Origin of the sequence: Brevundimonas sp. (assembly GCF_047617075.1) — a bacterium.
In the GTDB taxonomy this organism is placed as follows: domain Bacteria; phylum Pseudomonadota; class Alphaproteobacteria; order Caulobacterales; family Caulobacteraceae; genus Brevundimonas.
In genome coordinates this window covers 290,774-314,407 of sequence record NZ_JBLGCI010000002.1, presented here as the reverse complement: position 1 = coordinate 314,407, position 23,634 = coordinate 290,774, and the positions used below count along the sequence as shown (strand labels likewise).

Here is a 23,634-nt window from a genome sequence, read left to right as displayed (position 1 = left end):
TTTCCGAAAACTAGCTGCCTTCCTCGCCCGTGATCTCGCGGGTGTTGAGGGCGTCGGCCAGACGCACGGTGGCGGAGCCCCGGCGGGCGGGTTTCGGCTGGCTGTCGTGGGGCGCCCAGCCGGTCAGGTGGATGATTTCGAAGGTGGCGCGGAGGCGGCCGTCCGGGTCGGCGTGGCGCTCGGCGTAGAGCGCGGCGGCGCGGGCCAGGACGTCGCGGCGGACGGGGCGCGCGGGTCCGGCCAGGGCGCTGGTCTCGCCCATGGCGCGCAGGTCGCGGACCAGGGCGGGCAGGTCCGGATAGCGCACGGTGATGCGATCCACGTCCACGGCGGGCAAGGCGAAGCCGGCGCGCTGAAGCAACGCCGCGCCGTCGAAGCCGTCGGCGAAGGGCGAGACGCGGGCCTGGGCGCCGCCGGTGATTTCAAGCTCGGCCTCGGTCAGCACCCCGCGCAGTTCGTTGAGGGTCGTCCCGCCGAACAGGGCGCCGAGGAACAGGCCGTCGGGCTTCAGGGCGCGGCGGATCTGGGCCAGGGCGCCGGGCAGGTCGTCGGACCAGTGCAGCGACAGCACCGACACGATCAGGTCCGCCGACCCGTCGGCGACGGGCAGGTGTGCGGCCGCGGGCTGGGCGCGCACGGCGGCGTCCTCGATGACCGACACGGCGCCGAGGCGGGCGGCCCCCTCCTCCCGCGCCACGGCCTCGAACAGGCCGGGGTGGGCCGAGACGTCGACGGCGGCGTCAAAGTCGCGCAAGATGAATTCCAGATCCTGGGCCATGTGCCCGGCGGCCCGGCGATGCAGGAAGTCGGCGTCCGGAAAACGGCGCGCGGCGCGGGCCAGCCGGGCGGCCCGGCGGCGGGGATCGAACAGGCGCGGGGGCGCCGAAGGGGAAGCGGGGGCGGACATGAGCCTTCTAGATGGCGGCTGGCGGCGGCGATGGGAAGACGCGCGTTTGCCTGAACTGGGTGCGGCGGCCCGGCGCATAGCCACGGCTATGGGCCGCACGGCGGCGGACGCGCTGTTTCCGCCCGTAGCCTGGGACGCCGCCGAGCCCGCCGGAAGCGCGGGCCTGACGGCGGATGGGTTCAGCCGGGCGACCTTTCTGGAAGCGCCCGTGTGCGACGGCTGCGGGGCGGGGTTCGAGTTCGACGGGGGCGCCTTTGCGGCGGACCGCTGCGCGGCGTGTCTGGCCAAGCCCTACGCCTTTCAGCGGGCGCGGGCGGCCTGCGTCTATGACGACGCCTCGCGCGACCTGATCCTGAAGTTCAAGCACGGGGACCGGCACGAGCATGCGCCCCTGTTCGCCCGATGGATCAGCCGGGCGGCGGCGGACCTGATTGAGGAGGCTGATGCGATCGCGCCGGTACCGCTGCACCCTTTCCGCCTGATGTCGCGCCGGTTCAACCAGGCCGCCGAGATCGCCCGGCCCCTGGCCCGCATGAGCCGGCTGGCCTATCTGCCCGACGCTCTGGTGCGGGCCCGGCCCACGGACAGCCAGGGCGGCAAGAGCGCTCGGGGGCGGCGGCTGAACGTACGCGCGGCCTTTTCGGTGACCGAGGCGGGACGAAAAGCGGTGAAGGGGCGGCGCATCCTGCTGATCGACGACGTGCTGACCACCGGGGCCACGGCGGAGGACTGTACTAGGGCCCTGATGGCGGCCGGAGCGCGGGCGGTGGACCTGGCGGTGGTGGCCCGTGTGCGCACGGCGCGAACCCTGGAGTGATCGAGACGCTTAACTCCGGGGCGCCGACACCCTAGATATGGCGCCAGAAGGAGTTGCGAATTGGCCAAGGTCGTCATCTACACCAAACCCTATTGCCCCTATTGCGTGCGCGCCCTGGCGCTGCTCGAGCGCAAGGGCGCGGACTTCGAGGAGATCGAGGCCGCCTTTGATCCCGAGAAGAAGGCTGAGATGATCCAGCGCGCGAACGGCGCCCGGACGTTCCCGCAGGTCTTCATCGGCGACACCCATGTGGGCGGCAGCGACGAACTGCATGCGCTGGACGCCCGCGGCGGGCTGGACGAACTTCTGGCCGCCTGATGACCCTGCGCGTCGCCCTGATCCAGACCCGCACGCCCGCAACGCAGCAGGCGGCGCTGGATCATGTGGCCCCCCTGATCCGTCAGGCGGCGGCGGACGGGGCGAAACTGATCCTGACACCCGAAGGGGTGAACCTGCTGGAGCAGCGCCGCGAGGGCCGCGAACAGGCGGTGACGAATCAGGACGCGGACGCGGCGGTGAGGGGTCTGCGCGACCTCGCCCGCGAGCTGGGCGTCTGGTTGCTGATCGGCTCGGCCATCGTCAGGTCGGACCGCGAGGGCGACGGGCGGGCGGCGAACCGGTCCCTGCTGGTCGACGACGGCGGCGAGATCGTCGCGTCCTACGACAAGCTGCACGTGTTCGACGTGACCCTGCCGGACGGAGAAAGCTGGAAGGAATCCTCGGTCATCCGGCCCGGCGACGGGGCGGTGGTGGCGGCCACGCCCTGGGGCGGGCTGGGGATGACGGTCTGCTACGACGTGCGGTTCCCCCACCTGTATCGGCAACTGGCGAAGGCGGGCGCGGCCATGATCGCGGTTCCGGCCGCCTTCACCCGCCCCACCGGCGAGGCGCACTGGGAGACCCTGTTACGCGCCCGGGCCATCGAGACCGGCTGCTTCATCCTGGCGCCGGCGCAGGGCGGCGAGCATGAGGACGGGCGCAAGACCTGGGGCCGGTCCATGATCGTGGGGCCGTGGGGCGAGGTGCTGGCTCGCGCGGAGGGCGACGAGCCTTGCGTGCTGATGGCCGATCTGGACATGGAGGCGGTGGACCGGGCCCGGCGCGCGGTGCCGCAGCTGACCCACGACCGCGATTTTGATCCGCCCGCATCCCTCCCATGATCCGCTACGCTCTTTCCTGCGAGAACGACCACGGCTTCGAGGCCTGGTTCGGCTCGTCTGCCGACTATGACGATCAGGCGGCGCGCGGGCTGGTGGAATGCCCGTTCTGCGGCTCGCATCAGGTGGCCAAGCAGATCATGGCCCCGGCCGTGGCGGGCACGAAGCGGTCCGCGCCTGATCCGGAAGCGGCGAAAAAGGTGCAGTCCATGATGTTGGAGGCCGCCGGTCAGGTGCGCGCCCATGTGGAGGCCAATTTCGACAATGTGGGCGACGCCTTCGCCAGCGAGGCGCGGGCTATTCACGAGGGCAAATCCGAGGAGCGCGGCATATACGGCCACGCCACGCCCGCCGAGGTGCGCGCCCTGAAGGAGGACGGGGTGCCGTGCGCGCCCCTGCCCCCGGCGCCCATCGACCCGAAGACGGCGAACTGATGCCGCCGCTAAGCTGGCGGCCCATGACGGAGGCCGATCTGGACGGGGTCGTGGCGGTGGCGGCCGAGGCCTTTCCCGATCACCCCGAGGACCGGGCCTGTTTCGCCAATCGTCTGGCGCTTTATCCGAAAGGATGCAGGGTGCTGGGCGATGCGGCGGAGGCGGTGGCGGGGTATCTGGTGGGTTATCCGTGGATGCTGGACGCGGCGCCGGCCCTCAACACCCTCCTGCCCGGCCTGCCCGAAGAGGCGAATGTCTATTATCTGCACGATCTGGCGCTGACGGCGCGGGTCAGGGGCACCGGCCACGCGGCGCAGGGGGCCGCGCTGGCGGTTCAGGCCGCACGGGCAGCCGGACTGGGCGCCGTCTCCCTGACGGCGGTCAACGGCGCGGCGCCCTTCTGGGCGCGCCAGGGGTTCGAGCCGCGTCCTTCACACGCCATGGCCGCAAAGCTGGTCAGCTATGGCGAGGACGCCGTCTACATGATCCGGCGCATTTGAGCCTTACGGCACGGCGGGCGGGTCCGGCAGCCGCGCCCGGCAGTCGTCCGCGCGGGCCGTAACCTGCTCCAGCGGTCGGGCGCGAAGGACCTCCGCCTCACGCGCCCGGATGGTTTCGGCCTGCTCCATGCGGGCGAAATCGAAGCGGTCGCCCATGCTGCTGAACAGCGCCATGGCCAGATCGTCATAGCGCGCGCCCGCATCCGCCTGCTGGGCCTGAAAACTCATGGAAGACGCCACCTCGAACGCGGCCAGACATCGAACGGCCTCCCGCCAATCGGTGATCGGCTCGGCAGGCTGAGCGGCGTTGAAGGAAAGGGCGGCGAACGCTGAAACAAGCACCAACATGGCTCCTCCCCGGAAGCTGTTGAACTCTTTTCCTTAGGCAGACGTCAGTCGCGGGTGGCGACCATCATGTAGTTTACATCCGCGTCCGCGCCTTGCGACCATCGGTCGGTAAGCGGACCATAGCCGATCCCGAACGGTCCCTCCACAGCGACCGGTTCTTCGGACAGCATCAGCCGGATTTCGTCCGGCTTGAGGAACTGGCGCCAGTCGTGGGTGCCGGCGGGCACCCAGCGCAGGACGTATTCCGCCGCCACCTTGCCCAGGGCCAGCGACTTCAGGGTGCGGTTCAGGGTGGCCACGATCATCAAACCGCCGGGCGCGACCAGCCGCGAGCAGGTGCGGATGAAGGCCTCCGGATCGCGCACGTGCTCGATCACCTCCATGGTCAGGACCACGTCGAAGGGACCGGCGCCTTCGGCCTCCAGTTGTTCGACCGTGGCGGCGCGGTAGGTGATGGGCAGCCCCTGCGGCTCCGCATGGGCCCGGGCGGTGCCGATGTTCTCGGCCGAGGCATCGATGGCGGTGACATCAAAGCCTAGACGACTCATGGGCTCGGCGATCAGCCCGCCGCCACAGCCCACGTCCAGCAGGGACAGGCCCTGGAACGGCTTGCGGGCGCGCACGTCGCGCCCGAACCGGGCGGCGGCCTGATCACGCACGAAGGCCAGGCGGGCCGGATTGAACTTGTGCAGGGGGGCGAAGGGGCCCCTGGCGTCCCACCATTCGGCCGCCTGGGCCGAGAAGCGCGCCACGTCGGCCGGGTCGATGGAAGCGCCGCTGGCGCCGCCCTCGAGGATTTCTTGCGGCGGCGGGGCTTCTCGCGCCGGGCGGGTGTGACTAGAAGCGGCCATGGCCCAAGGGATGAACGCCCGGGCCGTGGTTTGCAACGGGGGATTCGCGCCACGATGACGCGCCTGGTGATGAAGTTCGGCGGCACCTCCATGGGCGACCTGGAGCGCATCCGCCGCGCCGCGCGCATCGTCGCCGCGGAGGTGAAGGCCGGACGCAAGGTGGCGGTGGTGGTCTCGGCCATGGCGGGCAAGACCAATGAGCTGGTGGCCTGGACAGACGGCGCCGGCAAGCCGGGGGCGGGCGTGGCCCTGTCGGACGATGAATACGACGTGGTGGTGGCCTCAGGCGAACAGGTGACGGCGGGGCTGCTGGCCCTGACCCTGCGCAATCTGGGGCTGGACGCCCGCAGCTGGATGGGCTGGCAGATCCCCATCCTCACCGACGACGCCCACGGCCGGGCGCGCATCGAGGACATTCCCGGCGAGGTGCTGGGCGCCGCGGTGGATTCCGGGCAGGTGGCGGTGGTGCCGGGCTTTCAGGGCGTCACCCGCGACGGCCGCATCACGACCCTGGGCCGGGGCGGCTCGGACACCTCGGCGGTGGCGGTGGCCGCGGCGCTGGAATGCCCCTGCGACATCTACACCGACGTGGACGGGGTCTATACGACCGACCCCCGCATCGAGCAGAAGGCGCGCCGGCTGGAGCGGGTCTCCTACGAGGAGATGCTGGAGATGGCGTCGCTGGGCGCCAAGGTGCTGCAGACCCGCTCGGTGGAACTGGCCATGGCCAGGCAGGTGCCCGTGCGGGTGCTGTCCAGCTTCATCGAACCGGACGACAACGGAACCCTGCCCGAGAAGTCGGGCACCCTGATCTGTGAAGAGGACGAGATCGTGGAAAAGCGCATCGTGTCGGGCGTGACCATGAGCCGCGACGAGGCTCGCATCACCCTGCTGGGACTGCCGGACCGGATCGAGACCACCGCGCGGCTGTTCACCCTGCTGGCGGAAGCGAACGTGAACGTGGACATGATCGTCCAGTCGCGGGCCCGCACGCCCGAGACCGTGAACCTGACCTTCACCACCGGCCGCCGCGACGCCGCGCGCGCGGCCGACCTGACCCGCGCGTCCCAGGGCGAGCTGGGCTTCGAGGAAGTGGCGGTTGACGAGGACGTGGCCAAGGTCTCGGTCATCGGGGTGGGCATGCGCAGCCACGCGGGCGTGGCCCAGACCATGTTCCAGGCCCTCGCCGACAAGGGCGTGAAAATCCAGGCCATCTCCACATCGGAGATCAAGATCAGCGTGCTGATCGACGCCGCCTACGCCGAACTGGCGGTGCGTGCGCTTCACGGCGCCTATGGTCTGGAAGCCGCGTGAACTACAGCGGTCACGATTGAAGCTTGAGCGCCGCGGGGGCTATGCCGTGGGCGCGCCCCCTATTAAGACAGCGCCATCATGATCGAGCTGAAATTTCCCGACGGCGCCGCGCGCCAGTATCCCGAAGGCGTGACGGGCCGCGAGGTGGCCGCGTCCATTTCGCCGTCCCTGGCCAAGAAGGCCGCGCTGGTCGAGCTGAACGGCGCCCAGCTGGATCTGGACCGCACCCTTGAGACCGGCGGCGACTTCCGCCTGCTGATGCGCGAGGACCCGGCGGCCCTGGCCACCATCCGTCACGACGCGGCCCACGTCATGGCCGAGGCGGTGCAGAGCCTGTTCCCCGGAACCCAGGTCACCATCGGCCCGGCCATCGAGGACGGCTTCTACTACGACTTCGCCCGCGATGAGCCCTTCTCCACCGACGACTTCGCCGCCATCGAGAAGAAGATGGCCGAGATCATCGATCGTGGCGCGAAACTGGAGCGCGAGGTCTGGGACCGCGACGAGGCGATCAAATATTTCGAGGGCATCGGCGAGGCCTACAAGGCCGAGATCATCCGCGACCTGCCCGAGAGCGAGACCATCACCGTCTATCGTCAGGGCGAGTGGCTGGATCTGTGCCGGGGGCCCCACTTCCCCTCGACCAAATTCGTGGGCAAGGCCTTCAAGCTGACCAAGCTGGCCGGCGCCTACTGGCGCGGCGACCACCGCAACGCCCAGCTTCAGCGCATCTACGGCACGGCCTGGGCCACGAAAGAGGATCTGGACGCCCACCTGCAGCGCCTCGAGGAGGCCGAGAAGCGCGACCACCGCAAGGTCGGCCGCGCCATGGAGCTCTTCCACATGCAGGAAGAGGGCCGGGGCATGGTGTTCTGGCACCCCAAGGGCTGGGTGCTTTGGCGGGTGATCGAGGACTACATGCGCCGGCGCCTGGACGCGGCCGGCTATGTGGAGGTCAAGACGCCCCAGGTGCTGGACCGCAAATTCTGGGAGGCCTCGGGCCACTGGGAGAAATACCGACCCAACATGTTCGTGTGCGAGACGGTGGAGGGCGAGACCCTCAGCCTGAAGCCCATGAACTGCCCGGGCCACGTGCAGATCTTCGACCAGGGCCAGCGGTCGTACCGCGAACTGCCCCTGCGCATGGCGGAGTTCGGGGCCTGCCACCGCTATGAGCCGTCGGGCGCCCTGCACGGTCTGATGCGGGTGCGCGGCTTCACCCAGGACGACGCCCACATCTTCTGCCGCGAGGACCAGATCGTCGCCGAGACCTCGGCCTTCATCGAGCTGGCGCGCAGCGTCCATGCCGATCTGGGCATGGAGACCGCCTACATCAGCCTGGGCACGCGGCCCGAGGTGCGGGCCGGGTCCGACGAATTCTGGGACAAGGCCGAGGCCCTGATGGCCGAGTCCGCCCGCGCGGCGGGCACGGAGCCGGTGGTCACCGAGGGGGACGGCGCCTTCTACGCGCCCAAGCTGGACTTCATCGTCAAGGACGCCATCGGTCGGGAATGGACCTGCGGCACCATCCAGCTGGACTATGTTCTGCCCGAACGGCTGGACGCCTCCTACATCGCCGAGGACGGCCAGAAGCACCGGCCGGTCATGCTGCACCGGGCGATCCTGGGGTCGTTCGAGCGCTTCATCGGCATCATGATCGAGAACTACGCCGGGGCCTTCCCCCTGTGGCTGGCGCCGGTGCAGGCGGTGGTGGCCACCATCACCTCCGACGCCGACGGCTACGCCCATGAGGTGGCCGCGAAGTTCAAGGCCGCCGGCCTGCGGGTCGAGACGGACCTGAGGAACGAGAAGGTCGGCTACAAGGTGCGCGAACACTCGGTGGGCAAGGTGCCGGTCATCGCCGTGGTGGGCAGGAACGAGGCCGCCGAAGGCAAGGTCGCCCTGCGCCGCCTCGGCTCCCAGGCCCAGGAAATCCTGACGGTGGAGGAAGCCATCCGCGTCCTGACCGACGAGGCCACGCCGCCGGACCTGAAGCGGGCGAATTCATAAGGGTGCTGGGATCCTGCCGAACGGCGGGCGCCCGGATGGCTTGACACCTTGTCCCTCGACCTGTGCGGCCAGGGCTATTGCCAGACCCCGACGACGACGTAGCAGTAGGCCTCGCTGCAATCCAACGGTTGCGCATAGATCCAGTAGGTCTGACCCGCCTGCGGATAGAAGAGCAGGGTGCTGGCCCCCGCGTAGGGCTGTTCATAGGCGACCTGGCGGTTCTGGAAATCGACCACGCGGAGCTGCAGGCGACTGCAATCGGTGTCGCAGGCGGCGGACACCCGCACGGCGGCGCTCGTGGTGGGTACAGTGGAGCGCCGGAAATGCTGCCCCGCCGTAACGCGGCTGAGGTCAAAGCTGAGGCTGGAGCCGTATGACGCGCTATCGGCCACGGCATCCAGCCGGTCCAGGGCGCCGCGAACGTAGGCGCTCTGGGACTGGGCCTGCGCTATACCGGCCATGCCCGCGAGCACCAGGGCAAGGAGCCCTATAAATCCAGGTCGCCGCATCCCATGCTCCGTAGCTCGATATAACGTAGTTCTAATAGTCCACTGGAGTCTGGTGAAGTTGCGAAAGCCTGACAGGGTCTGACACATCCGCTGAACGTGGATTTTTCGGCTTTGGTTTTCGGCCTGAAGGCATACCATCGGTCGATCAGGCCGCCGAGGCGGTGCGATCCCCCTGACCATGGGGAATTTCCAGGGATATTGAACGCCATGGCCGTCGCGATCCGATTACCAGCGGGGTTGAAGTCGTGGGCCGCACTCCTGGGTGCGCTCGGCGCCCTCGCCCTGGCCGATACGGCCGCCAAGGCGCAGAGCCGAACAGGCGACGTTTTTCGCGACCCGTTCATCTCCGGTTCTGGCCAGGGTCCGGAGATGGTGGTTCTGCCCGCGGGGCGCTTCACAATGGGCTCGCCGGAGTCGGAGCACAGGGGATTTGGTGATGAAGGCCCCCAGCGCGTGGTTCAGATCGGATATCGCCTGGCCGTCGGCCGCTTTGAAGTGAGCGTGGATGAGTTCAGCGCCTTCGCGGAAGAGACGGGCTGGAGTCCGGACGATCTTTGCCTGCGCTGGTTCAGCGGTCAGGTGCGCGCAATGGCTGATACGAGCTGGCTGTCACCCGGATTCGATCAGTCGGGGGACCACCCGGTGACATGCGTCTCATGGCATGATGCGCAAGCCTATGTGGACTGGCTGAACCACAAGACGGGGCTCACGGACCGTACGGACCGCTACCGCCTGCTGAGCGAGGCTGAGTGGGAATACGCAGCAAGGGCCGGATCGGACACCGATTACAGCTTTGGTGATGATGCCAGCCGGCTGGGTGACCACGCGTGGTACAGCCCCAACCGCTTCCGCCCCTACGGCAACACGCATCCTGTCGGCCGCAAGCTACCCAACGCCTTTGGCCTTCATGACATGCACGGCAATGTGTGGGAGCTCGTGGAGGATTGTTACGCCGACAGCTATGAAGGCGCGCCCACCGACGGCTCAGCCCGCACGGAAGAAGAGTGTCCAGACCGTGTCGCCCGAGGTGGCGCCTGGGACAGTGACCCGGACCAACTGCGCTCCGCCCAGCGCTCCGACAGCAGGCCGAACACCCGGTTAAACTCGACAGGCTTGCGTGTGGCGAGGACGCTTCCCGATTAATGAGGCGGGGGTCCGCCGGCAGCCCACCCTTGCGACTTGTGACCGGGCACGCGGCGCCGGGAACGCCCTCGATCAGGGTTTCGGAAACGGCCCGGCGCGGCTGAGGCTGGAGGGGGGCGGCTTGCCGAGGCGCTGGCCAACCCAGTGGGCCGTCTGGATCAGGGCGTCCAGATCATAGCCGGTCTCGAACCCGCCCCGGTGCAGCATATAGACCAGATCCTCGGTGCCGATGTTGCCGGTGGCGCCGGGCGCAAAGGGACAGCCGCCGATGCCGCCCACCGAGGCGTCCAGAATGTCCACCCCCGCCTCCACGCCCGCATAGGCGTTGGCCAGGCCGGTGTTGCGCGTGTCGTGGAAGTGCAGCCGCAGTTTCGCGTCCGGCGCGGCCTTACGCGCGGCCTCCACCTTCTTCGTCACGGCCCAGGGATCACCGGCGCCGATGGTGTCGGCCAGGGCGATCTCGTCCACGCCCAGTTCGCCGATGCGGCCCACCAGATCGGCCACCTGATCCACCGACACCTCTCCGTCAAAGGGACAGCCCCACACGCAACTGATGGTCACCGACAGGGACGGCGCCGCATCGCCGGGCGCGGCGTTGTGACGGCGAGCTGTGATGTCGGCCAGCATGGCGGCCTGCCCTTTCAGGTCCAGACCCTGGTTCTTGAGGCCGAAGCCGTCGGTGGCGGCCACCGAGACATTGACCTCGTCCACGCCGGTCGTGAGAGCGCGGTCATAACCCTTGGCGTTCAGCACCAGACCGATGCGACTGCGCTCCGCCTCGGGGGCCAGGTCGGCCATGACCTCTTCGGCGCCGGCCATCTGGGGCACATATTTCGGGTGGACGAAGCTGACCGCCTCGATGCGGCGCGCGCCGGCCGCCTCAAGGCGCCGCACGAATCCGGCGCGCACGGCGGGCTCCAGCACGGCGGCCTCATTCTGGAGGCCGTCTCGGGGACCGACCTCCACGATCTGGATGAAGCGGCTCATTGGTCGGGCTCGTCCGGCGCGGGGGTTTCAACGGGGGGCGACTGGACGGGCGTGTCCGGCCCGTCCGGCTGTTCCGGGGGCCGGACCGGCGCTTCGGCGTCCACGTCCTGGGTCTCCGCACCCGGCTCCGCCAGAAGCGGCGCTTCCTCGTCCGTGGGCAGGGCCGGTTCCGACGCCGGGCGAGCGGCTTCGCGCCGGGGCGACGGCGCCCGGACGATCGGTCGATACAGCGTCAGGCTGACCCGATCGCCGTTGGCGTAGTTCACACCCTCCACCTGACCCTCGGCCCGAACCTCGGCGCCCAGGCGTGACAGAGCCGCGCGGAAGTCGGCGTCCTCCCGATCCTCGATCACCGCGGGGCGGCGCTCGAGGATGGCGCGGGCGGCCTCCTCGGGGGTGACGGACCGGGCCGCGCCGGCGAACAGGAACATGACGCTGGGCTGGTCATAGCCGACCACGGCCACCGGCCCCCGATAGCGTCCCTCCACCGGATGCAGTCCGGCCTCGACCATGGCCGCGTCCAGGCGCGGCGAGACCCACAGGGGCTCCAGATTGCGCATCAAGCCGGCCAGGCTGGCATGGGCCAGAACGCCGAGCGCGATGGAGACCAGCGCCGCCGTCACGGCCATGCGGTGATACAGCAGGAAGCCCCCGATGGCCGCAGCGGCGAGGGTCAGGCCGATGGTCGGGGTGGCCCAGGCCTGGGACGCCTCGCCCCCGAATTCCGACAGGGCGTAGAGCGACGCGCCCAGCATGTAGAGGCCGCCCAGACCCGCCAGAGCCGCGCCGCCCCAGCGGGCGAAACGGCCCATGGGCCGCACCAGGGCGGCGGACGCCAGCCAGGCGGCGGCGGCGTACAGCGGCAGGGGCTGATGCCACATCAGGTCCGGCGCCAGTTCGAACAGGATCCACGACGGGACAAGCCAGGCCACGGCGAATCGCACCCCTGGCTCGACGCGCCGCGTCAGGCCCGTGGCCAGGGCGGCGGGCACCAGCAGGGTGGCGGGAAACAGCAACAGAGGCGCCAGCAGCAGATGCCGTCCGGGCAGGCCCCAGTCGGCGCGGCCCTGCACCATGCGGGTCAGGATGTTGTCTTCCAGCAGATCATTCCACATGCGCCCGTCGGTGGAGACGGTGGCGGCGATGATCCACGGCCCGATGACGACGGCCAAAAGGCATAGGCCGCCGAGCCAGCCGATTCGGCCCATCCAGCGCCAGCGCCGGTCCATGACGCCCAGGGCGATCAGGGTCAGGCCGATCACCACCAGACCGCCCAGGCCGCCGACCAGAATCGATCCCGCCAGTCCGCCCCAGGCCATCAGCTTCAGACGCCGGGGCAGGCGCGGCGGCGCGCCCCCGCTGGCCGAGGCCTCGGCTTCGCCCTCGCGGGCCAGAACATAGAGCCGGCCGAGCGCCGCCAGGGACAGGACGATGAAGCCGGCCGCCAGGGCGCTGGGCTGGGCGACACCGGCCAAGGTGGACATGAGGAAGCTTGAGCCCAGCAGGGCGCCCGCCAGAAACCCTGCCCGCGCGCCGAACAGGGCGCCGGCGCCCCAGGCGCAGGCCCAGGCCGCCAGCATGGCGCCCAGCAGCGACGGCAGGCGATAGGGCCGGATGTCCCGATCCTCAACGTCTGTGAACACGGCGGCCGACGCTGCCTGCAGCCAGTGCAGTCCGGCCGCGGTGCGCAGCCGGTCCTCCTCGTCATAGCGGGTGTCGACCCAGTCGCCCTGGTCCAGCATGCGGGCGCTGACCTGAACGGTGCGCGCCTCGGTGCGGTCCAGCACAGGCGTCATCAACAGGCCGGGCAGCCCGGCCAGCAAGGCCACCAGGGCGGCCAGCAGCGGGCCGCGCCAGCCCTGGATCAGGCGATCAAGATCGGGTCGCTCCATCGCGCCTCTGTAACACGCCGTAACGGGCCGTCTCCACAAATGCGTGCTCATCCTTCAAGCCAGACCGTAGCGATCGGGAGCGAACGGCGGTATTAACCAATATGAACCGGCGGCCCATGCCGCGAGACACCGAAGGAACGACCATGCTGATCGCCCTGCCGCTTCTGGCCATTCCGGTGCTGCTCTACACCCTGGTGGTGATCTTCGGCATGGACGGAGGCTTCACCGCCGCCGGCGCGGACGCGGCGCTGCGGGACGCGCTGTTCACCATCCCCATGACCTCGGGGGCCAGCTGGACCGTGGGGCCGGGGGATCTGCTGATTCTGTTTTCGTTGATCCTGCTGTTCTTCGAGCTGCTGAAGTCCACATCCAGCCAGAAAATCGCGATCATCAATCACGCCCTGTCGATGATCCTGTTCGTGGTCTGCCTGATCGCGTTCCTGCTGCTGCGCGGGTTCGCGACCTCGACCTTCTTCCTGATCACGGTGATGGTGCTGCTGGACGTGCTGGCCGGGTTCATCGTGACCATCATCAGCGCGCGCAAGGACTTTGATATCGGCACGGCGGCCGGCTGATCCGCCTCAGCCGAAGGCCAGAAATACCAGGGCGACGGCCAGAATGTCGAAGGCGCGGGCGGCGAAGGCGGTCATGGTGTGCGGTCCTGAAGGCGAATGACGCCATCAGGGACTGCAAGGACCGGGCCAGATCAGATGTCGGTTCTGGTGGTCTTGCCGGGTTTCGGACGCCGATCGCCGGCGCCGGAATATTCGGTTCCCAGATAGCTGCCCCGCGCGGCGCCCAGCACCGGCGGGCCGCCCTTCAAACCCTTCCGCGCGCCTGTCTGGCCGATCATCTGGGCCGCGAAGACCGCAGGCTGGACGGGGTTCGGCGGCGTGGGCGCGGGCGCAGGCGCAGGCGCGGGCTCGCCAGCAGGCGCGGGCGGTTCATCGGAAGGCACAAGGGCGCGCGACGGGCGCGGCTCGCCCTCGCGCCGCTCATCACCCTGGCGCCGGTCGCCGGTGCGGCGCTGGGGGCCGCGCGGCTCGACCGGACCGACCGGGCGAACGGGGCCGGTCATTTCCTGCCGGGCTCGTCGGACCGGGCGCCGGCCAGACGATCCAGCTGGGCGCGCATCTGCTCCATCTGGCGACGCATTTCATCCAGGGCGGCGTCCCCTGCGGCGGGGGCGGCCTCCGGCGCCTTCTCCGGCTCTGCCTTGGGTGCGAAGGCCATGGGCGTGAACATCTTCATGGCCCGCTCGAACATGGCGATGTTCTGCTTCACCTGCTCGTCGAACATGCCAACGCCCGGCGTCGCTCCGAAGGCGCGCGAGAACTGGGAGCGGAACTGCTCCTGCTGGCGCACGAAATTGTCGAGGGACAGCTCCAGATAACTGGGCAGGACCGACTGCATCTGGCCGCCGTAGAAGCCGATCAACTGGCGCAGGAACTGGACCGGTAGCAGCGCCTCGCCCCGGCTTTCCTCCTCGAAGATGATCTGGGTCAGCACCTGACGGGTCAGGTCGTCGTTTGTCTTGGCGTCAAAGACGACGAAATCGACACCTTCGCGGACCATGGTCGCCAGGTCCTCTAGGGTCACATAGGCGCTGGTGGATGTGTTGTAGAGCCGCCGGTTCGCATATTTCTTGATGACGACCGTGCCGCCGGTCTTGTCGCCCTGGGCCTTGCTGGATTTCTTGCCGGCTTCCGGTTGGGTATCCGCCACGCTGTCACCGTCCGTTGTTGTCATACCCCGGCATTATTCCGCAGCGCGGCGCCGGACGCCAGTGCATTGCGAAAGGGCTTAGGCGGGGGCCAGAACGACCCCGACCAGAACTGCCGCCCAGTGAACGCCCGCCCCGGTCACGACGAAGCCATGCCAGATGGCGCGGCGGAACTTCACGCGCTGGTTGATGAACACAAACACCCCGGCGGTATAGATCAGCCCGCCCGCCACCAGCAGGCCGAGGGCGATCGGGTGAACCGTCTCGATCATGGGTTTGAGGGCGAACACCGCCAGCCAGCCGAACAGCACATAGACCCCGCTCCAGAAGGCGTCGGAAATGCGCGGCGCCAGCATCTTGGCGAACACCCCGGCCAGGGCGAAACCCCAGACGAGAAGGGTGAAGCCGATGGACCAGGCGCCCTCGAACCGCAGCACGGTGAAGGGCGTGTAGCTGCCCGCGATCATCAGGAAGATGGCCGCCTCGTCCATGCGGCGCAGCACCGGCCGCGCTGCGCAGGGATGGGTCAGGTTGTAGATGGTCGAGCAGGTCAGCATGGCGATCAGGCACAGGGCGTAGATCGCGGTGGCCATGGCCGTTCCGGCGCCGCCGTAGATGGCGGACAGAACCGCCAGGATCACGCCGCCGACCGCCGCAAGGCTGAGGCCGACGATATGCACCCACTTGTCCGCCAGACGCTCGGCGCGCGTGCGGTAGTGCTCGGCCATGTCCTGCTCGTCGGGCGTGCAGACATGATTGGCGAGGCGGCGGAACAACACGAGCATGACCTTTCAAGCGGCGGAGACAGCCCAAGGTTCCCGCTCATCATGGCCCCGACATGGTGACGCTCCGCTGAATCGGCGGCTTTCAGGTGACGAAACGCCTTCGTTGAGGCAGAACCGCCACACCAAATTCCTCCCGGAGTGAAATCGCCATGTCCGACATCGTCATCGTCTCGGCCGCCCGCACCCCCGTCGGTTCGTTCCTCGGCGCCCTGTCTTCCCTGCCGGCCCATGAGCTGGGCGCCGTGGCCATCAAGGCGGCGCTGGAGCGCGCGGGCGTCAAGCCCGACGAGGTGGACGAGGTCATCATGGGCCAGGTGCTGCAGGCCGGCGCCGGTCAGGGCCCCGCCCGTCAGGCGGCGGTGGCGGCGGGCGTGCCGGTGGAGTCCCCAGCCTGGAGCCTGAACCAGCTGTGCGGCTCGGGCCTGCGCGCCGTGGCCCTGGGCCTGCAACAGATCACCGCCGGCGACGCGAAGATCGTGGTGGCCGGCGGTCAGGAGAGCATGAGCCAGGCGCCCCACGCCGCGAACCTGCGCAATGGCCAGAAGATGGGCGACTTGTCGTTCACCGACACCATGATCAAGGACGGCCTGTGGGACGCCTTCAACGGCTATCACATGGGTCAGACGGCCGAGAACATCGCCGACAAATGGTCCATCGCCCGCGCCGATCAGGACGCCTTCGCCGTGGCCAGCCAGAACAAGGCCGAGGCCGCCCAGAAGGCCGGCAAGTTCGATGACGAGATCGCCCCGGTGACCATCAAGACCCGCAAGGGCGACGTGGTAGTCGACAAGGACGAATACATTCGCCACGGCGCCACCATCGAGGCCATGGAGAAGCTGCGCCCGGCTTTCACAAAGGACGGCTCGGTCACCGCCGCCAACGCCTCGGGCCTGAACGACGGCGCCGCCGCGGTGGTGCTGATGACGGCGGACGAGGCGCAAAAGCGCGGCCTGAAGCCGCTGGCCCGCATCGCCTCATGGGCCACGGCGGGCGTGGATCCGGCCATCATGGGCACGGGCCCGATCCCGGCGTCGAAAAAGGCGCTTCAGAACGCCGGCTGGTCCGTAGGCGACCTGGACCTGATCGAATCCAATGAGGCCTTCGCCGCCCAGTCCCTGTGCGTGGTCAAGGAGCTGGGCCTGGATACGGCGAAGGTGAACGTGAACGGCGGCGCCATCGCCATCGGCCACCCCATCGGCGCGTCGGGCGCGCGGGTGCTGACCACCCTCCTGCACGAGATGAAGCGCTCGGGCGGCAAGAAAGGCCTGGCCACCCTGTGCATCGGCGGCGGCATGGGCGTCGCCATGTGCGTGGAGGCAGTCTGATTCCGCTCTAGACCGAAATCACTTCAGTTGGACGTCGTCCAACTGGGCTCAGATTTCGGTCCAGTTTAAAGCGAGAGCCTGATTCACGGCATCGATGGAATCGCGAGGCGATTCCATCTCAACCGATCAGGCTCTAGCGGTCGATCGAGGCCCGCACCACGGGGGCGGCGTCCGACTCGTCCAGCAGGGCGGGAAGGACGGCGCCCCCTGCCCCGATGACGGCCGCAGCGACGATGAAGGCGGAGACCACAGCCACGCCGGTCAGGCGCAGGCTTTCCCAGACATCCTCATCGTCCGATCGACCGTTTCTCATGCTGAATCCCTGTCGGCGAAGCGCGCCGAACGCGGAATTCAGAACAGCATGAGGTGAAACTGCTTCGCAAGCGGCGCCCACGCAAAAAGGCGGCGGAAACCCGCCGCCTTTCCGCGATTTCACGCAACTGTGTTGAGATCAGTCGGCGGTCAGCGGCCGGATCAGAATCTCGACGCGGCGGTTCTGGGCCCGGCCCTCGACCGTGTCGTTGGACGCGATCGGGTTGCGCGAGCTGGCGCCGGCCACATAGAGCCGCTCGCGCATCACGCCCTCATTGATCAGGAAGGCGGCCACCGAGGCGGCGCGGCGTTCCGACAGGGGCTGGTTGATGGCGTCTGTGCCGGTGGAGTCGGTGTGCCCCACGATGTCGACGATGGAGCGGTCATACTCGTTCATGACCCCCGCCACGTCCGCCAGCACCGGATAGAAGCGCGCATTGATCTCGGCGCTGTTGGTGGGGAAGGTCACGTCGCCCGGCATACGCAGAACCAGGTTGTCGCCCTGACGCGCCACGCCGACGCCCGAGCCCGAAAGCTCGGCTTCCATGGCGCGCTGCTGGCGGTCCATGTACTGGCCGATGCCGGCGCCGGCCAGGGCGCCCACGCCCGCGCCGATCAGGGCGTTCTGGCGGCCTTCCTCGGAGTTGTTGGTGTTGGTCAGGTAGCCCAGCAGGGCGCCGCCCACGGCTCCGGCGATGGCGCCCGTGGCGGTGTTGTTGCGCGGCGCGTCGGTGCGGTAGGGGTCGGTGGTGGTGCAGGCGGCGGCCACGAGGGCCAGGGCGCTGACTCCAGCGATAATCTTGATGTTCATGACGGATGTCCTTCCAGGGTTTCTTGAGTGACCCAGCCGCCGGAACGTCTCACTAACGGTCAAGGTTCCGGTGCGGCCGCTTGAAGCGCAGCCATAACGACCTTTTGCCATCGGGCGGATGAACGTCGTAAGACGGCCTCCGTTCACCTCCGAGAGCCATCCCCGTGACCGACAGCGCCATCATCCCCGTCTCCATGACCCGCTTTGACGCGGACTTTCAGGGCTTTTCCGACGATCTGGGCGCCTCCTTCGCCCGCTACGGCTTCGCCGTGGTGGCGGACCATGGCCTCGATGAGGCGGTGATCGGGGCGGCGCTGGATGACGCCAAGGCCTTCTTCGCCCTGCCGGACGCGGTCAAGCGCGCCTATCACCAGCCCGGCACCGGCGGCGCCCGGGGCTACACCCCCTTCGGGATCGAGGCGGCCAAGGACGCCAAGGCCGTGGACCTGAAGGAATTCTGGCACGCGGGGCGCGAGCTGCCCGAGGAGCATCCCTATCGCAAATACATGCGCGACAACGTCTGGCCGTCGGAGGTTCCGACCTTCCACAACCACGTCTACGGCATGTTCCAGGCGCTGGACGCCCTGGGCGCGAAGCTGCTGCAGGCCATCGCCCGCTACCTGAAGCTTCCGGACGATTTCTTCGCCGACAAGGTGGCGCTGGGCAACAGCGTCCTGCGCCTGCTGCACTATCCCCCCGTGCCCGCCGACGCGCCGGGCGTGCGGGCCGGGGCGCACGAGGACATCAACGTCATCACCCTGCTGCTGGGCGCCGAGGAAGCCGGGCTGCAACTGCTGGACCGGGACGGCCAGTGGCTGTCCATCGCGCCGCCGCCGGGCGCCCTGGTGGTGAACATCGGCGACATGCTGCAGCGCCTGACCAACCATGTGCTGCCGTCCACCACCCACCGGGTGGTCAATCCGGCGCCCGAGCGGCGCGGCTTCTCGCGCTATTCGACCCCGTTCTTCCTGCATTTCGAGCCGGAATACGAAATCCGCACCCTGGATAGCTGCGTCTCGGCCGACAATCCGGATCGCTATCCCGAAGGCATCACGGCCGAGGACTATCTGCTGCAGCGTCTGCGCGAAATTCGCCTGCTCTAGCGGGCGATACGCAGGTCGGAGATGCTGCGGGCGATGGCGCGGAACGCCTCGCGCAGGTCAGTGTCGCCGCTGGGCAGATAGATGTGATCCGCGCTGGTGGCGCAGGACTCGATGACCTCGCGGGCGGTGTCCACCACATTGGAGGTGTTGTCGTTCGCGTTGGCGACGTCCAGGCCCACCGTATAGATGATGATGTCCTCATCCTTCATGGCGTCGCACAGGTCCACCGCCTGCTGGAACGGACTGCCGTTCGTCGCGTCGCAGCGGTTGTGCCAGTTGGTGTCGCCGCTGCCGGCGCCCGCATCCTGGGCGATGACGCCCTCGCAATAGGGCGTATTGAACTCCCCGTCAGTCATCATGACCACGACCTTCAGCAGGTCGTCAGCGCCGTAGGGCGCGGCGTGGTTCGTGCTGCTGGGCCACAGGCTGTTGAAATTGGGAGACACCGCGTACCAGCCCCAGGCCAGACCGATCTGTCCGGCGGTGGAACCGCCGTCCCTGAGCTGGCCGATTTGCTGGGTCAGGAGGGTCCGGTCACTGGTCAGGGGGGTCAGAACGTTCGACGGGCAACCATTGCCGGGGATCGGATAATTGGCCCCCACCCGCGCACCCGCGGGGGACCGGTCCGTATAGGCGTCGTCCCCAGTGCGCTCACTGACGCAGGTGCTGATCTGGCTGGTGCGCTCGGCGCCCCAGCGGCCCGTGTAGGTGAAGTACTGGCAGCCATAGTCTGCGCAGAAGGCGGTTCCGTTGCGCGAATAGCTCTGGCCCCGGGGATCGGACCCGAGGAGCACGAAGGTGTCCCGCGTCCGATCGGCCACCCTGTATGTTCTGTCGTTCAGCGTACTCAGACCATCGATGTCGAAAATCCGGACCTGACCGCCGTTCTGGAGCTCATGGTTGTTCGCGGTGATCGTCACGGCGCAGTCGCTGCGCTCGCATTCCACGACACGGCCGTTGCGCCAGTAATTTCCGTAGTAGTACGGGTTGATGTCCTGACCGGAGGCCGTCTGAAGGCGGAAGGTGTTGTTGTTCACGCGCCGGACCCGGAAGGCCCGGTTGTTCACCTCACCCATGCCGTCCACATCCCAGACATAGACGAAGTCGCCTGTCTGGAACCCGTGACCGTTGGACGAAACGGTAAGGCGGCTGTTGCTCTTCGAGATGGAGGAAATGTTCCTGGTGGAACCGGTCGACCAGGTGGCGTTTGTGATGCTCCGGCTCGCCGGCGGCGTCCCTCTCGCGGCATTGGCCATGGAGCCGAGGTTCACGCCCATGGAATAGGGAATGATCGCGGCCTTTGAATAGTACGGCGTCTGCTGCGTCTGAATGACGAGTTCCACCAGTTCGGTGGCGGAGTCGCGCAGGGTTTCGATTCGGCTGCCCGCCATGGAACCGGTGATGTCCAGCACCAGCGCCACTTCAAGATTGGTGGAGGATCTCAGCACCTCGGACTCAACGCCCACCTGGACCTCGTCCTCCAGCAACTGGCCGTAGGGCGGCAGGAAGATATTGGCCACCAGGGTTTCCACATTCACCTTGGAGTCGGCGATCACAGCGCCCTCTTCCGTCAGGCGGAAGGTGGTCAGGTCCTCGCGCAGGCTGATCTGGGGATAGGCCTGAAGATTGGCGCGAAGGGCCGCCATGCCCACTGCGGTGATGTTGGCCTGATCCATGTGCGGCGAGCGGGCGGCGGCCAGGGCCGCGGCGTCCAGGGCGTCCTGAAGATTGGCGCGCACGGTGGAGATGCGGTGCACATCCACGCCAACCAGGCTGGTCATGGCCAGCACCGGCAGGGACAGCGCGAACATCATCGCCACATTGCCGCGTCGACAATGCGAGAAACGCTTCAGAAAGCTGCGCAAGCCGGCCAGCCGCCCCGCCATGGGCAATCGTCCCCGAATTCCTCAGCGGGCGGGCGCCCGCGTTCAGGACTGCAGAGTGCCCGGACGAGGTAAAGAAATGCCCCACCGGCGGAGTTAACGGGCGTCAAGGAAGACGCCCGAGGCTGAGCGCGTCAGCCCCGGGCGGCTTGCATCAGGCCTCCCAGCCGCAGTTCTGGCCCCGGTTCTGTTCGGTCAGCCAGGCGTCCAGCGGCGCGAAATACTGGGCCACCGCCGTGGCGTCGTTCTCGGGCGAGCCGGTGAAGGCTTCCATGGCCTGGGGCCACGGCTGGGACATGCCCATCTGCATCATGGCGTTGAAGCGCCGGCCCACTTCCTCGTTGCCGTAGACGGAGCAGCGGTGCAGCGGCCCGTCCCAGCCTGCGATCTCGCAGGCCGCACGGTGGAACTGGAACTGGTAGATGTGGGCCAGGAAGTAGCGGGTGTAGGGCGTGTTGCCCGGTACATGGTATTTGGCGCCGGGGTCGAACGCGTTCTCGGGACGCGGTCCCGGCGGAACCAGACCCTGATAACGCAGCATGTTTTCCGACCAGGCGTCGTTGTACTCGGCCGGGGTCGTCTCGCCCGAGAACACGTCCCAGCGCCAGCGGTCCACCATCAGGCCGAACGGCAGGAAGGCGATCTTGTCCAGCGCCATGCGCAGCAGGAAGGTGATGTCCTCATCCTCGCCCGGCACGGTGTCCAGAAGGCCGATCTGGTTCAGATAGGTGGGGGTGGCCGCCGACAGGGCGGCGAAATCGCCGATGGCCTCGTGGAAGCCGTCATTGGCGCCGTTTCGGAACAGGAACGGCTGCTGGTTGTAGGCGCGCTGGTAGAAATTGTGGCCCAGCTCGTGGTGCATGGTCTGGAAGTCTTCGGCGTTGACCCGCGTGCACATCTTGATGCGCAGGTCGTCCACATTGTCCACGTTCCAGGCCGAGGCGTGACACACCACCTCGCGCCCTTCCGGCCGTGTGATCTGGGACCGTTCCCAGAAGGTCTGGGGCAGCGGGTCCAGGCCGATGGAGGTGTAGAAGCGCTCTGACGTGCGGGCGATCTGCTCGGCGTCATAGTCCGCCGCCACCAGCAGCTCGGTCAGGTCGACCGTGGATTCCGGCAGGCTTTCGGGCGCCACCACGTCATAGATGTTGCCCCACTGCTGGGACCACATGTTGCCCAGAAGGTCGGCGCGGATCGGGCCGGTGGCGGGCTGGACCTCATCGCCGTAGCGTTCGTTCAGCCGGGCCCGCACATAGCAGTGCAGGTTCTCATAGAACGGCTCGACCTGGGCCCACAGGCGGTCGGTCTCGGCGGCGAAGGCGTCCGGGTCCATGTCATAGCCCGAGCGCCACATGGCGCCGGTGTCGGCGAAGCCCAGATCCCGGGCGCCCTCGTTGGCGATCTCCACCAGCCGGGCGTAGTCCTCGGTCATCACCGGCGAGATGGTGCGCCAGCCCTCATACATGGCCTCGGTCACGGCGGGATCGCGCGACTCGGCGATGATCTCCTCGGCGTCGTTGAGGGTCAGCTCCTCGCCGTTGTACGCGAACTTTCCGGTCGCATAGGTGGAGTCCAGCCGGGTGGCGATCTCGGACAGTTCGGTGGCCGCGCCCGGGCGGTTCGGCGCCGGCAGGGTCAGGCCCTGACGCAGGATGTTCAGCTTGCGGCGGGTCACGGGATCGGCGTCCACGTCGTTGTAGCGGGCCGCGTCGGTGGCCAGCTGCACGCCCAGTTCGGTGTACTCGGCGTTGGCGCGGGCCTCCAGCCACATGGTGTCGTGGATGATGTAGGTGTTGCGCACCCAGGCCACGCGCGCGGCGTATTCGCCCATCTCGGCCAGCCGCTCCTCGGCGTCCAGCACGAAGGCGCGGGCGCCCTCTGGGGTGGCCGGGAAAGCGTCAGTCTCAGCGGTCGCGGCGGGGGCGGGCGCCGGGCTTTGCGCCTGGGCCTCCATGGTCGCGCAGGCGGCGAGGCCCGTGGTGATCGCGCAGGCCGCCGTGGCGGCCATCAGCAGGCTTTTCATGGTGTTCTCCTCCAGCGGACCCTGAGCCGGCCCCATTGATGGCGCGCATGGGAAGCGCCGCCGTCCCTCCCGTCAAGCCTCGGCTGTCAGGGCTTCAATCCAGAACGCAGTTCGCCAGACCATCGTTGCGCACCGTGCCCATGGCGGCCTGCACCTGGCCGGCGCGACGACGCACATAGGGGCCGGGGTTGGCGGCCTGATAGCGACGCGGGCTGGGCAGGATGGCCGCCAGCCGCGCGGCCTGGGTCGCGCTGAGGTCCGCCGCCGAGACGCCGAACCAGTGCCGGGCCGCCGCCTCCGCCCCGTAGACTCCCGGCGCCCACTCAGCCACGTTCAGATAAACCTCGACGATGCGCCGCTTGGGCCAGATCGTCTCGATCAGCACGGTGTAGCCGGCCTCCAGCCCCTTGCGGACCCAGCTGCGCTGCGGCCACAGGAAGACGTTCTTGGCGGTCTGCTGGCTGATGGTCGATCCGCCGCGGACCCGCCCGCCCTGCCTGTTGCGCTCCAGCGCCTGTTCGATGGCCTCCATGTCGAAGCCGTGGTGCGAGCAGAAGCGCGAATCCTCCGCCGCGATCACCGCCCGCACCAGATGGGGCGAGATGTGGTTCAGCGACCGCCAGCGATAGTCGATCCTCTCCCCCTCCAGCACCCGCATGCCCATCAGCAAGGTGGTCGGAACCGGGGCCACGGCGTGGATCAGCACGCCGCCCAAGGGCAGCAGGGCGATGATTAGGATCAGGATCAGAAGAGGCCGCCCCCGCCGCCGCTCCGGTTGTTCGTCAGTCATGGGGCATTGA

Annotated in this window: 25 protein-coding genes; 11 read left to right on the top strand and 14 right to left on the bottom strand. The window is 68.3% G+C overall.

Annotated elements, in window-relative coordinates; translation table 11 throughout:
• Positions 1-10: 10 nt before the first annotated feature.
• Positions 11-907 (bottom strand): methyltransferase domain-containing protein, encoded by an 897-nt coding sequence (locus tag ACI8U3_RS03465; RefSeq protein ID WP_415013468.1) that lies wholly within the window; start codon positions 905-907, stop codon positions 11-13.
• On the opposite strand from ACI8U3_RS03465, the gene ACI8U3_RS03460 reads away from it, so the two are divergent.
• Genes ACI8U3_RS03460 through ACI8U3_RS03440 form a run of 5 tightly spaced genes read left to right on the top strand, consistent with a single transcriptional unit; the run spans position 906 to position 3,815 of the window.
• Positions 906-1,724, top strand: coding sequence for a ComF family protein (locus ACI8U3_RS03460; protein WP_415013467.1), 819 nt, complete (start codon positions 906-908; stop codon positions 1,722-1,724). The genes ACI8U3_RS03465 and ACI8U3_RS03460 overlap by 2 nt on opposite strands.
• 60 nt (positions 1,725-1,784) lie before the next feature.
• Entirely contained in the window at positions 1,785-2,042 is a 258-nt protein-coding gene (grxC, locus tag ACI8U3_RS03455; RefSeq protein WP_415013466.1) for a glutaredoxin 3, read from the top strand.
• Entirely contained in the window at positions 2,042-2,884 is an 843-nt protein-coding gene (locus tag ACI8U3_RS03450; RefSeq protein ID WP_415013465.1) for a carbon-nitrogen hydrolase family protein, read from the top strand. The genes grxC and ACI8U3_RS03450 overlap by 1 nt, the downstream gene beginning before the upstream one ends.
• Entirely contained in the window at positions 2,881-3,315 is a 435-nt protein-coding gene (locus ACI8U3_RS03445) for a DUF1178 family protein (RefSeq protein ID WP_415013464.1), read from the top strand. Before ACI8U3_RS03450 ends, ACI8U3_RS03445 begins: the two co-directional genes overlap by 4 nt.
• Positions 3,267-3,815 carry a GNAT family N-acetyltransferase gene (locus tag ACI8U3_RS03440; RefSeq protein WP_415013463.1) on the top strand — a complete coding sequence of 183 codons (549 nt, stop codon included), beginning with the start codon at positions 3,267-3,269 and terminating at the stop codon, positions 3,813-3,815. The genes ACI8U3_RS03445 and ACI8U3_RS03440 overlap by 49 nt, the downstream gene beginning before the upstream one ends.
• Before the next feature lie 3 nt (positions 3,816-3,818).
• On the opposite strand, the gene ACI8U3_RS03435 is transcribed toward ACI8U3_RS03440, so the two are convergent.
• Both ACI8U3_RS03435 and ubiG read right to left on the bottom strand, forming a co-directional pair.
• Positions 3,819-4,157, bottom strand: coding sequence for a hypothetical protein (locus ACI8U3_RS03435; RefSeq protein WP_415013462.1), 339 nt, complete (start codon positions 4,155-4,157; stop codon positions 3,819-3,821).
• A 50-nt stretch (positions 4,158-4,207) separates the two neighbouring features.
• The gene (ubiG, locus tag ACI8U3_RS03430; protein WP_415013461.1) at positions 4,208-5,014 is read right to left on the bottom strand and encodes a bifunctional 2-polyprenyl-6-hydroxyphenol methylase/3-demethylubiquinol 3-O-methyltransferase UbiG; all 807 of its coding nucleotides are present in this window, start codon (positions 5,012-5,014) and stop codon (positions 4,208-4,210) included.
• 54 nt (positions 5,015-5,068) lie between these two features.
• On the opposite strand from ubiG, the gene ACI8U3_RS03425 reads away from it, so the two are divergent.
• Together ACI8U3_RS03425 and thrS are read left to right on the top strand one after the other, a co-directional pair.
• Positions 5,069-6,328, top strand: coding sequence for an aspartate kinase (locus ACI8U3_RS03425; protein ID WP_415013460.1), 1,260 nt, complete (start codon positions 5,069-5,071; stop codon positions 6,326-6,328).
• 78 nt (positions 6,329-6,406) lie between these two features.
• Positions 6,407-8,338 carry a threonine--tRNA ligase gene (gene thrS / locus ACI8U3_RS03420; RefSeq protein WP_415013459.1) on the top strand — a complete coding sequence of 644 codons (1,932 nt, stop codon included), beginning with the start codon at positions 6,407-6,409 and terminating at the stop codon, positions 8,336-8,338.
• 74 nt (positions 8,339-8,412) lie between these two features.
• Here thrS and ACI8U3_RS03415 read toward each other — a convergent pair whose 3' ends face one another.
• Complete coding sequence (locus tag ACI8U3_RS03415) at positions 8,413-8,799, bottom strand: hypothetical protein (RefSeq protein ID WP_415013458.1); 387 nt, start codon at positions 8,797-8,799, stop codon at positions 8,413-8,415.
• 255 nt (positions 8,800-9,054) lie between these two features.
• On the opposite strand from ACI8U3_RS03415, the gene ACI8U3_RS03410 reads away from it, so the two are divergent.
• Positions 9,055-9,990 carry a formylglycine-generating enzyme family protein gene (locus ACI8U3_RS03410; protein ID WP_415013457.1) on the top strand — a complete coding sequence of 312 codons (936 nt, stop codon included), beginning with the start codon at positions 9,055-9,057 and terminating at the stop codon, positions 9,988-9,990.
• 72 nt (positions 9,991-10,062) lie between these two features.
• Here the strand turns inward: ACI8U3_RS03410 and ACI8U3_RS03405 are convergent, their stop codons facing one another.
• Both ACI8U3_RS03405 and ACI8U3_RS03400 read right to left on the bottom strand, forming a co-directional pair.
• Positions 10,063-10,977, bottom strand: a complete 915-nt coding sequence (locus ACI8U3_RS03405) for a hydroxymethylglutaryl-CoA lyase (protein ID WP_415013456.1) — start codon at positions 10,975-10,977, stop codon at positions 10,063-10,065.
• The gene (locus ACI8U3_RS03400) at positions 10,974-12,869 is read right to left on the bottom strand and encodes a glycosyltransferase family 39 protein (RefSeq protein WP_415013455.1); all 1,896 of its coding nucleotides are present in this window, start codon (positions 12,867-12,869) and stop codon (positions 10,974-10,976) included. Before ACI8U3_RS03400 ends, ACI8U3_RS03405 begins: the two co-directional genes overlap by 4 nt.
• A gap of 143 nt (positions 12,870-13,012) precedes the next feature.
• Here ACI8U3_RS03400 and ACI8U3_RS03395 point away from each other — a divergent pair, with 143 nt between their 5' ends.
• Positions 13,013-13,444 (top strand): hypothetical protein, encoded by a 432-nt coding sequence (locus tag ACI8U3_RS03395; protein ID WP_415013454.1) that lies wholly within the window; start codon positions 13,013-13,015, stop codon positions 13,442-13,444.
• 131 nt (positions 13,445-13,575) lie between these two features.
• On the opposite strand, the gene ACI8U3_RS03390 is transcribed toward ACI8U3_RS03395, so the two are convergent.
• The 3 genes from ACI8U3_RS03390 to trhA all read right to left on the bottom strand — a co-directional run bounded on the left by ACI8U3_RS03390 (position 13,576) and on the right by trhA (position 15,377).
• Entirely contained in the window at positions 13,576-13,947 is a 372-nt protein-coding gene (locus tag ACI8U3_RS03390) for a hypothetical protein (protein WP_415013453.1), read from the bottom strand.
• On the bottom strand, positions 13,944-14,594 hold the full coding sequence (gene phaR, locus ACI8U3_RS03385) for a polyhydroxyalkanoate synthesis repressor PhaR (RefSeq protein ID WP_415013452.1): 651 nt from the start codon (positions 14,592-14,594) through the stop codon (positions 13,944-13,946). The genes ACI8U3_RS03390 and phaR overlap by 4 nt, the downstream gene beginning before the upstream one ends.
• 78 nt (positions 14,595-14,672) lie before the next feature.
• A complete protein-coding gene (trhA, locus tag ACI8U3_RS03380) occupies positions 14,673-15,377 on the bottom strand; it encodes a PAQR family membrane homeostasis protein TrhA (protein WP_415013451.1) in 705 nt (234 codons plus the stop codon).
• Between the two features lie 149 nt (positions 15,378-15,526).
• Between trhA and ACI8U3_RS03375 the strand changes: the two genes are divergently transcribed.
• Complete coding sequence (locus ACI8U3_RS03375) at positions 15,527-16,702, top strand: acetyl-CoA C-acetyltransferase (RefSeq protein WP_415013450.1); 1,176 nt, start codon at positions 15,527-15,529, stop codon at positions 16,700-16,702.
• 133 nt (positions 16,703-16,835) lie between these two features.
• Here the strand turns inward: ACI8U3_RS03375 and ACI8U3_RS03370 are convergent, their stop codons facing one another.
• Both ACI8U3_RS03370 and ACI8U3_RS03365 read right to left on the bottom strand, forming a co-directional pair.
• Complete coding sequence (locus ACI8U3_RS03370) at positions 16,836-17,015, bottom strand: hypothetical protein (protein WP_415013449.1); 180 nt, start codon at positions 17,013-17,015, stop codon at positions 16,836-16,838.
• 138 nt (positions 17,016-17,153) lie between these two features.
• Entirely contained in the window at positions 17,154-17,825 is a 672-nt protein-coding gene (locus ACI8U3_RS03365) for an OmpA family protein (RefSeq protein ID WP_415013448.1), read from the bottom strand.
• Between the two features lie 164 nt (positions 17,826-17,989).
• Here ACI8U3_RS03365 and ACI8U3_RS03360 point away from each other — a divergent pair, with 164 nt between their 5' ends.
• On the top strand, positions 17,990-18,928 hold the full coding sequence (locus ACI8U3_RS03360) for an isopenicillin N synthase family dioxygenase (RefSeq protein WP_415013447.1): 939 nt from the start codon (positions 17,990-17,992) through the stop codon (positions 18,926-18,928).
• On the opposite strand, the gene ACI8U3_RS03355 is transcribed toward ACI8U3_RS03360, so the two are convergent.
• The 3 genes from ACI8U3_RS03355 to mtgA all read right to left on the bottom strand — a co-directional run bounded on the left by ACI8U3_RS03355 (position 18,925) and on the right by mtgA (position 23,624).
• Positions 18,925-20,742, bottom strand: coding sequence for a ubiquitin-activating E1 FCCH domain-containing protein (locus ACI8U3_RS03355; RefSeq protein WP_415013485.1), 1,818 nt, complete (start codon positions 20,740-20,742; stop codon positions 18,925-18,927). The two genes, ACI8U3_RS03360 and ACI8U3_RS03355, sit on opposite strands and share 4 nt — an antisense overlap.
• Positions 20,743-20,965: 223 nt before the next feature.
• The gene (locus ACI8U3_RS03350) at positions 20,966-22,834 is read right to left on the bottom strand and encodes a M2 family metallopeptidase (RefSeq protein WP_415013446.1); all 1,869 of its coding nucleotides are present in this window, start codon (positions 22,832-22,834) and stop codon (positions 20,966-20,968) included.
• Positions 22,835-22,928: 94 nt separating this feature from the next.
• Positions 22,929-23,624 carry a monofunctional biosynthetic peptidoglycan transglycosylase gene (gene mtgA, locus ACI8U3_RS03345; RefSeq protein ID WP_415013445.1) on the bottom strand — a complete coding sequence of 232 codons (696 nt, stop codon included), beginning with the start codon at positions 23,622-23,624 and terminating at the stop codon, positions 22,929-22,931.
• Positions 23,625-23,634 lie beyond the last annotated feature (10 nt).

Coding starts and splice junctions, on each gene's coding strand:
- ACI8U3_RS03460 (WP_415013467.1), top strand. CDS start 906: ATGAGCCTTCTAGATGGCGGCTGGCGGCGGCGATGGGAAGACGCGCGT.
- ACI8U3_RS03465 (WP_415013468.1), bottom strand. CDS start 907: ATGTCCGCCCCCGCTTCCCCTTCGGCGCCCCCGCGCCTGTTCGATCCC.
- ACI8U3_RS03450 (WP_415013465.1), top strand. CDS start 2,042: ATGACCCTGCGCGTCGCCCTGATCCAGACCCGCACGCCCGCAACGCAG.
- ACI8U3_RS03445 (WP_415013464.1), top strand. CDS start 2,881: ATGATCCGCTACGCTCTTTCCTGCGAGAACGACCACGGCTTCGAGGCC.
- ubiG (WP_415013461.1), bottom strand. CDS start 5,014: ATGGCCGCTTCTAGTCACACCCGCCCGGCGCGAGAAGCCCCGCCGCCG.
- ACI8U3_RS03425 (WP_415013460.1), top strand. CDS start 5,069: ATGACGCGCCTGGTGATGAAGTTCGGCGGCACCTCCATGGGCGACCTG.
- thrS (WP_415013459.1), top strand. CDS start 6,407: ATGATCGAGCTGAAATTTCCCGACGGCGCCGCGCGCCAGTATCCCGAA.
- ACI8U3_RS03415 (WP_415013458.1), bottom strand. CDS start 8,799: ATGGCCGGTATAGCGCAGGCCCAGTCCCAGAGCGCCTACGTTCGCGGC.
- ACI8U3_RS03410 (WP_415013457.1), top strand. CDS start 9,055: ATGGCCGTCGCGATCCGATTACCAGCGGGGTTGAAGTCGTGGGCCGCA.
- ACI8U3_RS03405 (WP_415013456.1), bottom strand. CDS start 10,977: ATGAGCCGCTTCATCCAGATCGTGGAGGTCGGTCCCCGAGACGGCCTC.
- ACI8U3_RS03400 (WP_415013455.1), bottom strand. CDS start 12,869: ATGGAGCGACCCGATCTTGATCGCCTGATCCAGGGCTGGCGCGGCCCG.
- ACI8U3_RS03395 (WP_415013454.1), top strand. CDS start 13,013: ATGCTGATCGCCCTGCCGCTTCTGGCCATTCCGGTGCTGCTCTACACC.
- ACI8U3_RS03390 (WP_415013453.1), bottom strand. CDS start 13,947: ATGACCGGCCCCGTTCGCCCGGTCGGTCCGGTCGAGCCGCGCGGCCCC.
- trhA (WP_415013451.1), bottom strand. CDS start 15,377: ATGCTCGTGTTGTTCCGCCGCCTCGCCAATCATGTCTGCACGCCCGAC.
- ACI8U3_RS03375 (WP_415013450.1), top strand. CDS start 15,527: ATGTCCGACATCGTCATCGTCTCGGCCGCCCGCACCCCCGTCGGTTCG.
- ACI8U3_RS03370 (WP_415013449.1), bottom strand. CDS start 17,015: ATGAGAAACGGTCGATCGGACGATGAGGATGTCTGGGAAAGCCTGCGC.
- ACI8U3_RS03365 (WP_415013448.1), bottom strand. CDS start 17,825: ATGAACATCAAGATTATCGCTGGAGTCAGCGCCCTGGCCCTCGTGGCC.
- ACI8U3_RS03355 (WP_415013485.1), bottom strand. CDS start 20,742: ATGATGTTCGCGCTGTCCCTGCCGGTGCTGGCCATGACCAGCCTGGTT.
- ACI8U3_RS03350 (WP_415013446.1), bottom strand. CDS start 22,834: ATGAAAAGCCTGCTGATGGCCGCCACGGCGGCCTGCGCGATCACCACG.
- mtgA (WP_415013445.1), bottom strand. CDS start 23,624: ATGACTGACGAACAACCGGAGCGGCGGCGGGGGCGGCCTCTTCTGATC.